The organism is Pseudoxanthomonas sp. X-1 (assembly GCF_020042665.1).
Classification (GTDB): Bacteria; Pseudomonadota; Gammaproteobacteria; order Xanthomonadales; family Xanthomonadaceae; genus Pseudoxanthomonas_A; species Pseudoxanthomonas_A spadix_A.
On record NZ_CP083376.1, the window covers coordinates 3511046 to 3524022 of the forward strand.

A 12977-nucleotide genomic window follows, 5' to 3' on the forward strand; every position below is an offset into this window, starting at 1 on the left:
CCTCTCCTTTTGTGGGATTCCTTTCCGGAGCATATAGCGCCCGAAGCACATCAATGGGCGGAAGACCCAGGCCTCCGCGTCTCAAAATGTGACTGGACGCTCGAACTGCCGTCGGTCGTCCACGTTCGCTTACACCCGGAGAGACGCTTGGGTGGCGGGCCATCGAGGCGGAGCGCCCGCGCGCAGCGCGATCGCGCGATACGCCTCGACGACGTGCCGGGTCAACGGGGACCGGCGTTGTCGTTCTCCGCGGCGCGGCGCCGCTCCGGCCATCGTCACAGCCACTGGCTGACGTTCAGGCCCTGAGAAGGGGCGGCGACGCCATGCTGCATGGGGCGGTAACGCTCCCGGGAATAGCGTCGATTCTCAACTCGGGAGACATCCTATGCGCGTCACCTTGCTCAGCACCCTCGTCGTCGCCGCCTTGGCGGCTTGCTCCAACGCAGATAAACCCGGCACGCCAGACACTACAACCGGACCTGATGCCAGCCAGCAGACGAACAACGAACCAAGACAAGGCGATGGCACGGCTGCGACAGACCTGCAGAAAACCGCCGCCAGCCCGCTCTCCGATGGCGACTCGGAGGCCCTGGGGGTTCTTTCCGCGATCAATCAGCACGAGATTGCGGCGGGCCAGCAGGCGCAGAGCCGGCAACTGCCACCCAAGGTCGCCGCCTACGCGGCGATGATGGTCAAGGACCACTCCGAGAACGACGAACAGATCCAGCAGCTGGGACCGCCGCGCGACTCGGCACCCGCCACGGCGCAGAAGACCAAGGGCGAAGCGGAACTTGCCGCGTTGGGCGAGCACAAAGCCGATTACGCCAAGGCCTACGTGGAGGCGATGGTGAAAGGCCATACCGAGGCGCTCAAGGCCATCGACGACAAGCTCCTGCCTCTGGCGAAGTCGTCGGAGGTAAAACTTCACCTCGAAAAAACGCGTGCCGCTGTGGCCCAGCACCTCGAAGAAGCCAAAGCGCTTCAGTCGTCCAGCTGATCCACGCATGGGGCGCCAGTCCGTTGGCTGGCGCTCCAATGGCTTGCGAAGACAAGCCCATCGGCCCGTCGCCCTGCCGCGGCGGGGACGGGTCGCACAACGCCTTGGGCGCCTGCCCATCGCTGCCTTCTTACTGAGTCTTCAGTCCCGTTCAGCCCACCGCGCCAGGTTCTGCTGGATGGTATCGATGCCCTCCCAAGGATCCTTGCGGCGGCGTTTCAACTTCGCCGGCACGTCCTTGATGGTGAAGGCATTGGCCCGCGTGAGCTTGGGCAACTCGCTCCACGGGATCGGCATCGCGACCGGCGCACCGGGGCGCGCGCGCAGCGAATAGGAGGCCACGGCTGTCGCCCCGCGCCCGTTGCGCAGGTAGTCCACGAAGATCCGCTTGTTGCGCAGGCGCTTGGTGGCGGTGGCCAGGAACCGGTGTGGCTCCGACTGGGACAGTGCGTCGGCGAAGCCCTTGGCAAAACGCTTGGTCAGATCCCAGTCGCATCCCGGGTTCAGTGGCACCACGACGTGGAGGCCCTTGCCGCCCGATACGCGCAGGAAGGATTCCAACTCCAGCTGGGCCAGGAGCTTGCGGATGTCCGTGGCCGCCTTTTTGACCTCCTCGAAGGGCACGTCCGGCCCCGGGTCCAGGTCGAACACCACCCGGTCGGCGCGATCCGGCTCCTCGGCGCGACTGCCCCAGGGGTGGAATTCCAGGGCGTTGAACTGAACGAGTTCCAGCAGGCTCGCCGCATCGCGCACCACCAGATAGTGGGCATTGATGCCGCTGTCCTCTTTCAGCCGGACCGAATCGACCAGTTCTAACCCGGCGGTGTGGTGCTTCTGGAAGAAGCAGGGCCGACCGGTGCCGGCGGGGCAACGGATGATCGACAAGGGCCGGTCGATGACCTCCGGCAGCAGGTGCGGCATCACCGCTTCGTAGTAGTCCCAGACCTGCTGTTTGGTGATCTTGTCCTCGGGGAAGAGCACCTTGCCGGGCGACGAGAGCTTGGGCGATGCGCGCTCGGCCGGCGCGCGCTTCTTGCTGGGCTTGTGGGCGCTGGTTGCCTTGGTGGCGCGTTTCGTCCCCTTGGCCGGGACCGCCGGCGTGGCCGCCTCCTCGGTCGGTCCGCGATCTGAATCCATCAGGTCCGCCACGTCCTTGTCGCGGCGCACCGTTTTCAGCGAGGCCTGGCGCAACAGCTGCTGCCCGCCAACGCCGCGGTAGAAGACTTCCACGACGAAGCGCGGCGCAAACCAGGTGGCTGCGCGCAGGTCGGTGTCGTTGGTCGGCACGTGCGCGGTGGGCGTCTTGCTCCCGGCCTTGCCGATCAGCTGGGTCAGTTCCTTGATCAGCGCATCGTTGAAGCCGGATCCGACCCGGCCGACGTAGAGCCACCCATGCTTGGGATCGGGCTTGGCCAGCAGCAGGGAACCAAAGCCTGTTCGGCTCCCCTTCGGCGCGGTGTAGCCGACCACGGCGAACTCTTCCGAGGCCAACTGCTTGGTCTTCTTCCAATCCTCGCTCCGGCCCGGGTGGTAGGCCCGGTCCGCGCGCTTGGAGATGATGCCTTCGAAGTGGCGCTCGCCGGCCAGCCGATACGCCGCCTCCCCGTCTCCCACGACGTGGGAGCTGAAAGCCAGGTGCCCCGCAGGGCCTGTGTCCAGCAGTTCCTTGAGCAGCGCCTTGCGCTCCAGCAACGGCGCGTCGGCGACGTCCACCCCGTCGAGGTGCAGCACGTCGAACAGCGCGTAGGCGAGCGCGCCCTGGCGCTCGCCGGACAAGGTGGCTTGGAGGAGGTTGAAGTCCTCCTTCGTGCCGCTGCCTGCGATGAGCTCGCCGTCCAGCGCGCCGGATCGAAGGCCCAACGCGGCCACCGCGTCCCTGATCTCGGGGATCTTGGCCGTCCACTCCAGCGCGTTGCGGGACCAGAGGCGCACCTGGCCGTCAGCGATCGTGGCCAGGATTCGGTAGCCGTCCCATTTGATTTCGTGGACCCACTGGTCTCCCTTGGGCGGCGACTCGCCCAGCTTGGCCAGCTGGAGCTCGAAGGGGCCATCAGGGGCCTTCGCCTGCTTGGCGTTGGACAGCGCCGCGGCCTTCTTCGCCCAATCCTTTCGACGGCCCTTCTTCGGCGCTGCAACGGCCTTGAGGCCCTTCTTGCGCTCTTTGCCACTGCCGGCCCGTTTCAGATCGGCGGCAGGGGCTTGGGTCACGTCCCCGAGCAGGTCGTCGGCTTCCACCGTGCCGGCGAAGGCGTCGTCGTCCTTGAAGAGCAGCCACTGCGGCTGCCTGGCGGGCTTGCCCGAGCGCACCAGGTGCCAGCCGCCCTTGAGCTTGGTGCCAAACAGTTCGAAGCGCAGGTGGCCCTTGGCCAGCTGCGCCTCGGGATCTCCAGAAGTCGCCCAAACCCCATGATCGAATTGGGCGACGTGACCACCGCCGTACTCGCCCTTGGGGATCTCCCCTTCAAACGTGGCGTAGTCCACAGGGTGGTCTTCCACCTCCACGGCCATCCGTTTGACCTTGGGGTCGTAGCTGGGCCCCTTGGGCACGGCCCAGCTTTTGAGGGCGTCGCCGACCTGAAGCCGGAAGTCGTAATGCCGCCGGCTGGCGTGGTGGAGCTGGACCACGAAGATGGCCCGCTGCCCCTGCGGCAGCGCCTTCCCGGGCTCGGGTTCCTTGGTCTTGTCGAAGCTCCGCTTCCGACGGTATTCGGTCAGCGACATGCCGGAAACCCCGGCTTACTTGCCCAGGTACTTGCGCACCGCCGCCGAAGTTGGGCCGACCGCCTTCACTGCCTCGCGCAGCTTGTCGGCGGACACGCCGAGGGTCTTGGTCCAATACTGCAGCTCATAGTCCTCATTGACGTTGATGCGGTCGCGGTCAGGGGATCCGGTGTTCTTCTTGTCGTCGCTCATCTCGTCCTCCAAGCGGGTTGGATTGGGGCCTGAAAATCGGCGTCGGCCCAAGACGGTTGTAGCGCCGGCTTCGTCTGCCGGATGTGATCAGACCCTCACGGTCACCCAGGTCGGGGCGTGATCGCTCGCGTGTTCTTCCAGGCGGACCCATTGATCCACCCCCGCCTCGACCAAGCCCCCGGCCAGGACGGGATTGAGCAGGAGGTGGTCGATGCGCAGGCCCCGGTCCCGCTCGGCGTGCTGTCGGAAGTGGTCCCAGAATGTATAGATCCGCTCTTCACCGAAGGCTTCGCGCAGGGCATCCGTCCACCCCTGCGCGACCAGGCGGTCAAATGCCTGCCGGGACTCGGGCTGCATCAGGGCATTCTTCTTCCACGACTTCGGGTCGTAAACGTCGAGATCGGTGGGAATGACATTGAAATCGCCCATCAGGGCCACCGGATGCGGCAAGGCCACCAGGGTCTTCGCGTGCCGTTCCAGCCGCTTCATCCAGGCCAGCTTGTAGTCGAACTTCGGCCCCGGCTGCGGGTTGCCGTTGGGCAGATACAGGCCGGCCACCACCACGCCGTGAACGGCCGCTTCGATGTAACGGCTCTGCTTGTCGCTCGGATCCCCCGGCAAGCCGCGGCGGCTCTCGACGGGTTGCGCCTGCCTGCCCAGCAACGCCACACCGTTCCAGGACTGCTGCCCGTGCCAGATCGCCCCGTAGCCCGCCGCCTCAAGCGCCTGGGCAGGGAACGCTGCGTCGGTTGCCTTCAGTTCCTGAAGCGCGACCACGTCGGGCTTGGCTTCCTCCAACCAGTGGAGCAAGTTCGCCAACCGGGTGTTGATGCCGTTGACGTTGAACGTCGCCAGTTTCAGGGTCCTTCGTTTTGGCATCGCTATTCCCGCAGGCTTGCCAGCTTGCCGTCGGCGGTGAAGCCACGGACCTGTCCGCTATGGCTGGCGCGGGACAACCCGCTGTCAGGGTGCGGCTGCATTGAGGCCCCGAAGCAGCGGCGCACGGCACAAAAGCCCGTTCTCCGGGACGCGTTGCGCGCGTCATCTAGATCGCACATGTGCGCAATCTCCCAATGAACAGTCAATGGCGAATTCGGAGACCCTGTATATACCGCCGCTTCTTCCTGCGCCCTGACATCACGCTCACAGACAATCCCTGTGCCTTGCCGGATCAGACCTCTAGCCTATTTCTCCAGCCACGATACTTCGCGCTCATGCCTCGGAATTCAGGCCCAATGGTCGCGCGCTCACGCTGCCAGCAGACAGCATCCAGGCATGCGCGGGCGTGAGCGACCTTGATGGTTGAGCCGGGAATGTCGCTCGTCACCGTAAGGAAGATGCGCAGCGGATAGCGGCTCTGGGCGATGGTGTCAGCCGCCAACGGCTATCGGCGGCGCGCTGAGCGTTCGAGCAACTTCCCGGCGTCGAACGAGGAGGCGAGTGCCACGGTCATGCTGACGGCGACTAGGCGCGCATGGCCGCCCCGACGAGCGCCCAAGGCGAACAATGAAGCGCGAGCCGACCGGGCCTCGCAGATCAGCAGGAACCAAGAAGCGAACGACAAGCCCCGATGGACGCGTCAGGAGATAGGGCTTGGGCACGAACGATACTTCAGACGATACCTTTGAAGTGGGTATCGCTTACGGATGTCGCCGCAAAAATTCCCTTTGAAATCAATTGCATGAGGCGCGATCAAGGGAACTGGAGCGGGTGAAGGGAATCGAACCCTCGTCAGTAGCTTGGGAAGCTACAGCTCTACCATTGAGCTACACCCGCGTCGGGTGGGCAGTCTATGCGCTGGCCGGCGGCCGGCGCAACGCCATCAGGCGATGCGCCGCCCGGCGCGGAGCCGGGCGGCGCGGTCCGGCGGGACCTGATGGATCAGAAGCTGCCGCCCAGGCTGACGAACACGCCCGAGTCGTTGGCGCCGCTCTGGCCGATGGTGCTGCGCGCGCCGAAGTCGGCGTTGAGGCCGGCGACGTGGCCGCGGGCGCCGACCACGACCACACCGTAGTCCTGGTCGAAGTCCACGCCCGGCACCGCGTAGCGCATCGCGCCGGGAATGGACTGCAGCGAGGCCCAGGCCTGCGCGGGGCTGTCCTCGAACTCGCGGTTGTAGGTCGCCTGCGCGTACGGGGTCCAGGTCGGCGAGATGTCGAAGCTGGCGCGCCAGCCGGCGCTGCCGATCAGCGAGTCGAACTTCTGGTTGGGGAAGGACAGCGCGGTCGAGGACAGGTTGTTCTCGTCGTAGCCGTCGACCTTGATCGTCTGCGAGACCAGGCCCAGCACCGGGCCGGTGTGCCAGCGGCCTTCCTGGTTGAAGTCGAAGCCGGCGTTGATCGCCGCGGTGAAGTTGCTGCCGTCCGGCGAGCCTTCCTGCTTGCGCGTGGCCGTGCCCAGCTGGATCTGGCGGGTCACATCGAAGCTCAGCCAGGTGTAGCTCAACTGCGCGTTGACCCAGGCGCCGCGCCCGGCCCACTGCGCGAAGACACCGGCGGTGGTGTCTTCCTGGTCGAACTTGCCGCTGGAATGGCCGAAGTCCTGCTTGCCCTTGCCGTAGCCGGCGAAGGCGCCCAGGGTCCAGCCGTCCTGTGCCCAATCGACGCCGAACAGCCCGGCCGGCGTGGTGCCGTCATACAGGTCGCCGTCCTGCTGGCGCTGGCGGTCGGCCCGCAGGTCGCCCCACCAGCTCCAGCCCTGGGCCTGGCCGGTGGTATCGGCGTGCATGGACACGCGCTCGGCGCGCGAATAGCCCATCACCGAGGCCGAATGCGGCAGCACGGCGATCTGGCGCGGGCCTTCCAGCACCGACAGCGCGTACTGGCCGAGCAGCTGGTGCGCGGCGGTGCTCGGATGCACGCCGTCGGCGAACACGTAATCGGTGTTGGCGGTCGGGGTAACGTAGTTGAGCGGGCTGCAGGTCACCGAGGACATCGCGCCGCAGGCCGTGCCGGTGGCATTGGTGAAGCCGTACGCGGTCGGGTTGCTGGTGACCTCGTCGATCAGGGTGAAGGTGTCCAGCGGAATCACGCGCAGGCCAGAGGCGGCCAGGCCGTTGAACAGCGCGGTGTTGTAGCCCGTGGCCAGCTGCGTACCGGCGGCCGAAGTGGCCGCGCCGCCCGCGAGGAACTGCGGGGTCTTGCCCAGGTCCGGAATCGTCGGCACCAGCACGTACTGCGCGCCGGCCGCCTGCAGCCGGCCGATCACGCCCACCTGCGCGGTCACCGCCGAGCCGATGATGGCCTGGGCCTGCGCCGGGGCCTGGGCCGCGGCGAACAGGTCGTTGGCGCCGCCCCAGACGGTGTACAGCGCCTTGGCATCGGCCACGCCACCGGTGGCGGTCAGATAACTGTTCACCTGCGAGACGATCGACGGCGCCGGACCCAGCGCGGTGTTGACCGTGGCGTTGACCCGCGCGCCACCCACGGCGTAATTGGTGCCGCCCTGGTTATCGCTGGCCGCGTTGGTGCCGTAGAAGTCGGCCACGTACTCGCCCCAGACCAGGCCCGGGTTGGTGGTGAAACGGCCGACGATCGCCGCCGAGGGGCCGGCGACCTGGATCAGGGCCGGGCGGAAGTGACCCGAGTCGGTCAGGCTGTCGCCGAAGAACACGGTCTGCGAATAGGCCGGCTGCTCGGCCTGCGCCGGGACAGCGAACGCGGCCAGCGCGACGACCACCGCTGCGGACAGGGTGGACAGGGAACGGGGTGCGGACATGCGATCCTCCAACGGATCAGAAGAAGAACAAGAGTGCGGTGGCCGCCATACGGCGGCGCACTGGCGGCAATGGTTCATCGTGCGCTGCGGCAACTCACGCTGCACTGCGGCATGCGCGTCGCCACGGAATGACAGGAAGCCGGCACGCGACGACAAGGGAGGTCACGGCCGTGACCCCGGGAGCGCGCGGATGCCGGGCCTAGGGTCGCTCGAGCCCACGCGCCATTGTCTGGAAGCGCATCCGCGATCCTGACAGCGAGTTGGGCGATAATTCGTCTCATGTCGTCCCTCTCCCACCTCTTCACGCCGGCCGGCACCGCGCTGCCCGGCCGCCGCACCCGCCCTGCGGCAGGACCGATCGGCCGATGACCGATCCGTTCTCCAGCCCCGGCGCCAAGGCCCCGGCCAAGCCGTTCACCGTCACCGAAGGCCGTCGCGAGATCCGCAGCTTCGTGCTGCGCCAGGGGCGCTTCACCGAGGCCCAGCAGCGCGCGTTCGACGTGCAGTGGCCGCGCTTCGGCCTGGACTACACCGGCCAGCTGCGCGATTTCGACGCGGTGTTCGGCCGCGCCGCGCCGCGGGTGGTGGAGATCGGCACCGGCAACGGCGATGCGCTGCGCTTCGCGGCCCGGCAGGACCCGTCGCGCGACTATCTCGGCATCGAGGTGCATGCCCCAGGCGTGGGCCGGCTGCTCAATGCGCTGGAGGCCGACGGCAGCGACCACGTGCGCGTCTACCACCACGATGCGGTGGAAGTGCTGCGCAACGAGGTCGCCGACGGCAGCCTGGACGAGGTGCGCATCTACTTCCCCGACCCCTGGCACAAGAAGCGCCACAACAAGCGCCGGCTGGTCCAGCCCGAATTCGCCGCGCTGCTGGTGCGCAAGCTGGCGCCCGGCGGCCGCCTGCACTGCGCCACCGACTGGGAGGCCTACGCCGAGCATATGTGGGACGTGCTCGACGCCACCCCCGGCCTGCGCAACCGCGCCGGCGCGCGCGGCAGCGTGCCGCGCCCGGACTGGCGCCCGCAGACCCATTTCGAGACCCGCGGGCAGAAGCTCGGCCACGGCGTCTGGGACCTGCTCTATGACCGCTGCTGACGAACCGCCCTCGCCCGCCGGAGCACGCGCCGCGTAATGGACACCGGCCTGACGCTGACCAACGACATGCGCCTGGTGCTGGGGCTGGTCGGCTTCGTCATGGTGATGTTCCTGTTCGAGCGCATCCGTGCCGATGTGGTCGCGCTGGTGGTGCTGGTGGTGCTGGGCCTGACCGGCCTGGTCGCGCCGGAGGAGATCTTCGGCGGCTTCTCCGGCAACGCGGTGATGAGCATCATCGCCACCACCATCCTCGGCGCGGGCCTGGAGCGCACCGGCGCGCTGAACCGGCTGGCGTCCTGGCTGCTGCGGCGCGGACATGGGGTGGAACAGCGGCTGCTGCTGCTGACCACGGCCATTGCGGGGCTCAACTCCTCGTTCATGCAGAACCCCTCGGTGATGGCGCTGTACCTGCCGGTAGCAGCGCGCCTGTCCTCGCGCACCACGCTCAACCTGCAGCGCCTGCTGCTGCCGATCGCCTCGGCCATCGTGATGGGCGGCGCGCTGACCATGGTCGGCAATTCGCCGCTGATCCTGCTCAACGACCTGATGATCTCGGCCAACAACAACCTGCCCTCGGGCATGGCCACGCTGGAGCCGCTGCGCATGTTCGCGCCGCTGCCGATCGGCGTGGCCCTGGTGTTGGCCTCGCTGGCGTACTTCCGCTTCTACGGCGATGCCAAGCTGCAGCGCGAGACCACGCCCTCGGCCACCGCCGCGCCGGCCCGCACCGAGAGCTATTTCGCCAGCACCTACGGCATCGAGGGCGAGGTGTTCGAGCTGACCGTCAGCGCCGACAGCGCGCTGGTCGGCATGACCCTGGGGGAGGCCGAGGCCCTGCACGGCGCCCCGCTGATGCTGGCCCTTCAGACCGGCACCGACACGCGCCTGGCGCCGCCCGCGGACATGCGCATCTGGGTCGGCAGCGTGCTGGGCGCGATGGGCAAGCGCGCCGAGGTGGCCGACTTCGCGCAGAACCAGTTCCTGCGCATGTCCTCGCGCCTGCGCCACTTCGGCGACCTGTTCAATCCCAGCCGCGCCGGCATCTCCGAGGCGGTGATCCCGCCGACCTCGCGCTTCATCGGCAAGACCGCCGCCGAGCTGGCGCTGCGCAAGCAGGCTGGGATCAGCCTGCTGGCAATCAACCGCGACAAGAAGGTGCTGCGCGAGGACGTGCGCAAGGTGCCGCTGCGCGCCGGCGACATGCTGGTGTTCCACAGCATCTGGCAGGACCTGGCCGCCGCGGCCAAGGGCGGCGACTTCGTGGTGGTCACCGACTATCCCAAGGGCGAGCAGCGCCCGCACAAGTTCAAGATCGCCATGGCGATTTTCGCCCTGACCATCATCATCGCGCTGACCTCGCACATCCCGGTGGCGCTGATCCTGATGACCGGCGTGGCCGGCATGCTGCTGACCGGCGTGCTGCGCATGGACGAGGCCTATGCGGCGATCAACTGGAAGACCGTGTTCCTGATGGCCGGGCTGATCCCGCTGGGCTGGGCGATGGACTCCAGCGGCGCGGCGGCCTGGGTCGCCGGCCACACCATCGAGCGCCTGCCCGACGGCCTGCCGGTGTGGGTGCTGGAGATCGCCATCGCGCTGCTGACCACGGCCTTCTCGCTGGTGATCAGCCATGTCGGCGCGACCATCGTGATGGTGCCCATCGCCATCAGCCTGGCGCTGGCGGCCGGCGGCAACCCGACCTCGTTCGCGTTGATCACCGCGCTGTCGGCGTCCAACAACCTGATGACCGCCTCCAACCCGGTGATCTCCATGGTCACCGGCCCGGCCAACTACACCGCGCGGCAGATGTGGCGCGTGGGCGGGCCGATGTCGCTGATCTATACCTGCGTGGTGGTGGCGATGGTCAACCTGATGTCGTGGTGGGCGACCCGTGCCTGAGTGCGGTCGCCCGGAGCGCGCGCCATGGCGCTGACGCTGCGCCTGCTGGGGTTGACCTCCGCGGTGTGCCGCCTGCCGGCCGGCGCCGCCCTGCCGGACTGGTGCGCGCCGGCCGCGCAGACGCACATCAGCTGGACCGACGAGGAACTGTCCATCGTCTGCGAAGAGGGCCGCGTCCCGGAGGATGTGCAGTGCGAGCGCGGCTGGCGCACGCTGATGCTGCACGGGCCGTTCGCCTTCGAACTCACCGGCATCCTGGCCCAGGTGCTGCAGCCGTTGGCGCAGGCCGGCGTCGGCATCTTCGCCGTCTCGACCTTCGACACCGACTACGTGCTGGTCAAGCAGTCGCAGCTGGAGGCGGCCATCGCGGCCCTGCGCGCGGCCGGGCACACCGTGCTGGACTAGGCCCTGTCCGATCCCGGGCGGTGCTAGGCCAGCACCACCTGCCCGTCGCGCACCTGCACCGGCACCTGGCTCAACGCCTCGCCGCGGCACGGCCCGGACAGACATTGACCACCTTGTAATTCGAACGTGGCCCCGTGCGCCGCGCACACCAGATGGCCCTGCTTGGTCAGCAGGAACTTGCCCGGCGCCCAGTCCAGGCGCCGGCCCGCGTGCGGGCAGACGTTGCGCCAGGCCCGCACCTGCGGCCCCTGGCGGACCAACAGCAGCGATTCGGCGCCGCCTTCGAGCGCGGCTTCCACCTCGACGGGCTGGCCGTCAGCGAGACTGTCGAAAGGAATCGGATCCATGGGGACTTAACGAAGGTTTCACACGTCTGGCGGGCGGCTCGCCATACTGGCATCCGTTCGCCACACATTCTGTCACGAGCCCATGATCCGCACCTTCTCCTTCGACTCCCAGCGTCTGCGCAACGCGTTCGCGCCGCGCAAGCCCCGGCATCCGCTGCTGCGCGTGGTCGTCGGCCTGCTGGGGCTGGCGGTGCTGGCGGTGCTGGTGTTCTTCGGCCTGTTCGTCGGCGCGGCCATGCTGGCCGCCGGCATGGCCTATCGCCTGCTGCGCCCGCGGGCGCGGACCCACGCGCAGCAGCGCGTGGTTGAAGGCGAATACCAGGTCGTGCGCAAGCAGGCGCTGCCCCTCTCGCACTAAGGGCGCGTCAAGCGCCTTACACTCGCGTTCCTCTTTAGCGTGATCGAGGAACGCCCAGATGTCCGATGTGATTCCCGCGCCCGAGCAGGCGCGCGTGCCGGTGCGCGGCGGTGGCACCTTCCCGGTGCACCGCATCTACTGCGTCGGCCGCAACTTCGCCGACCATGCGCGCGAGATGGGCGCCACCGCGCCGGCCTCGAAGGCCGAACGCGGCCAGCCGGTCTTCTTCTCCAAGCCGGCCGATGCCATCGTCACTGGCGATCGCACCATCCCCTACCCGCCCGGCACGGCCGACCTGCACCATGAGGTCGAGCTGGTCGTCGCGCTGGGCCAGGACGCGCCGGCCGGCGTGCTCGAAGGCGAGGCCGGCAACGCGCTGATCTACGGCTATGCCGTGGGCCTGGACCTGACCCGTCGCGACCTGCAGGCCGCGGCCAAGAAGGCCGGCCTGCCCTGGGACACCGGCAAGGGCTTCGACCACTCGGCGCCGATCAGCGAGATCGTGCCGGCCGCGCAGGCCGGGGACCTGCAGGACGCGGTGATCGCGCTGACCGTCAACGATCAGGTGCGCCAGCGCGGCACGCTGCACGACATGATCTGGAACGTGCCGGAGATCCTGCACGAGCTCTCCAGGCTCTATGCGCTCAAGGCGGGCGACCTGGTGTTCATGGGGACGCCGTCCGGCGTGGGCGCGCTGCAGCGGGGCGACCGCTTCGTGGCCACGCTCGATGGCGTGGGCGAACTGCGCGGCACGATCGGCGTTTGACTCCGCGCGCACGTTGGGTCCGGTAACGTTGCCGGACCTTCCCCCGAGCCTTCAGGAGAGACGAGAGATGGGCATGCTCAGCGAATTCAAGACCTTCGCCATGCGCGGCAACGTGGTGGACCTGGCGGTCGGTGTGGTGATCGGTGCGGCCTTCGGCAAGATCGTCACCTCGCTGGTGGACAAGATCATCATGCCGCCCATCGGCCTGCTGATCGGCGGCATCGATTTCTCCCGGCTCGCCTGGGTGCTCAAGCCGGCCACCGTCGGCGCGGACGGCAAGGAGATCCCGGCGGTGGTGATCGGCTACGGTGATTTCCTCAATACGCTGGTGCAGTTCATCATCGTGGCGTTCGCGATCTTCCTGGTGGTCAAGGCGATCAACCGTCTGGCGCCGAAGAAGGAAGCCGCGCCGGCCGCGACGCCGGAAGACGTGCTGCTGCTGCGCGAGATCCGCGACTCGCTGAAGAAGTAATCC

The 12977-nt window shown here is 67.9% G+C and carries 12 protein-coding genes and 1 tRNA gene; 7 read left to right on the forward strand and 6 right to left on the reverse strand.

What is annotated here, in order from left to right; genetic code table 11:
• Window positions 1–385: 385 nt before the first annotated feature.
• Window positions 386–997 (forward strand): DUF4142 domain-containing protein, encoded by a 612-nt coding sequence (locus LAJ50_RS15845; protein WP_138651280.1) that lies wholly within the window; start codon window positions 386–388, stop codon window positions 995–997.
• 141 nt (window positions 998–1138) lie between these two features.
• On the opposite strand, the gene ligD is transcribed toward LAJ50_RS15845, so the two are convergent.
• The 5 genes from ligD to LAJ50_RS15870 form a co-directional block, all read right to left on the reverse strand.
• Window positions 1139–3718 carry a DNA ligase D gene (ligD, locus tag LAJ50_RS15850; protein WP_138651279.1) on the reverse strand — a complete coding sequence of 860 codons (2580 nt, stop codon included), beginning with the start codon at window positions 3716–3718 and terminating at the stop codon, window positions 1139–1141.
• A 15-nt stretch (window positions 3719–3733) separates the two neighbouring features.
• On the reverse strand, window positions 3734–3910 hold the full coding sequence (locus LAJ50_RS15855; protein WP_138651278.1) for a DUF3606 domain-containing protein: 177 nt from the start codon (window positions 3908–3910) through the stop codon (window positions 3734–3736).
• An 87-nt stretch (window positions 3911–3997) separates the two neighbouring features.
• Window positions 3998–4789, reverse strand: a complete 792-nt coding sequence (gene xth / locus LAJ50_RS15860) for an exodeoxyribonuclease III (RefSeq protein WP_138651277.1) — start codon at window positions 4787–4789, stop codon at window positions 3998–4000.
• A gap of 823 nt (window positions 4790–5612) precedes the next feature.
• A tRNA-Gly gene (locus LAJ50_RS15865) sits at window positions 5613–5686 on the reverse strand.
• A gap of 105 nt (window positions 5687–5791) precedes the next feature.
• Window positions 5792–7588 carry an autotransporter domain-containing protein gene (locus tag LAJ50_RS15870; RefSeq protein ID WP_171044528.1) on the reverse strand — a complete coding sequence of 599 codons (1797 nt, stop codon included), beginning with the start codon at window positions 7586–7588 and terminating at the stop codon, window positions 5792–5794.
• 404 nt (window positions 7589–7992) lie between these two features.
• Here LAJ50_RS15870 and trmB point away from each other — a divergent pair, with 404 nt between their 5' ends.
• The 3 genes from trmB to LAJ50_RS15885 are packed head-to-tail and all read left to right on the forward strand — an operon-like array spanning window position 7993 to window position 11031.
• The gene (gene trmB / locus LAJ50_RS15875; RefSeq protein ID WP_138651275.1) at window positions 7993–8727 is read left to right on the forward strand and encodes a tRNA (guanosine(46)-N7)-methyltransferase TrmB; all 735 of its coding nucleotides are present in this window, start codon (window positions 7993–7995) and stop codon (window positions 8725–8727) included.
• Window positions 8728–8763: 36 nt separating this feature from the next.
• Window positions 8764–10626 (forward strand): SLC13 family permease, encoded by a 1863-nt coding sequence (locus LAJ50_RS15880; protein ID WP_130550074.1) that lies wholly within the window; start codon window positions 8764–8766, stop codon window positions 10624–10626.
• Window positions 10627–10650: 24 nt separating this feature from the next.
• Window positions 10651–11031 carry an ACT domain-containing protein gene (locus tag LAJ50_RS15885; RefSeq protein WP_130550075.1) on the forward strand — a complete coding sequence of 127 codons (381 nt, stop codon included), beginning with the start codon at window positions 10651–10653 and terminating at the stop codon, window positions 11029–11031.
• 23 nt (window positions 11032–11054) lie between these two features.
• On the opposite strand, the gene LAJ50_RS15890 is transcribed toward LAJ50_RS15885, so the two are convergent.
• Window positions 11055–11378 (reverse strand): Rieske (2Fe-2S) protein, encoded by a 324-nt coding sequence (locus LAJ50_RS15890; RefSeq protein ID WP_130550076.1) that lies wholly within the window; start codon window positions 11376–11378, stop codon window positions 11055–11057.
• Window positions 11379–11460: 82 nt separating this feature from the next.
• Here LAJ50_RS15890 and LAJ50_RS15895 point away from each other — a divergent pair, with 82 nt between their 5' ends.
• The 3 genes from LAJ50_RS15895 (at window position 11461) to mscL (ending at window position 12974) form a co-directional block, all read left to right on the forward strand.
• Entirely contained in the window at window positions 11461–11736 is a 276-nt protein-coding gene (locus tag LAJ50_RS15895) for a hypothetical protein (protein ID WP_130523294.1), read from the forward strand.
• Between the two features lie 58 nt (window positions 11737–11794).
• Window positions 11795–12502 carry a fumarylacetoacetate hydrolase family protein gene (locus LAJ50_RS15900; protein ID WP_138651274.1) on the forward strand — a complete coding sequence of 236 codons (708 nt, stop codon included), beginning with the start codon at window positions 11795–11797 and terminating at the stop codon, window positions 12500–12502.
• A gap of 67 nt (window positions 12503–12569) precedes the next feature.
• Window positions 12570–12974, forward strand: coding sequence for a large-conductance mechanosensitive channel protein MscL (gene mscL / locus LAJ50_RS15905; RefSeq protein WP_138651273.1), 405 nt, complete (start codon window positions 12570–12572; stop codon window positions 12972–12974).
• Window positions 12975–12977 lie beyond the last annotated feature (3 nt).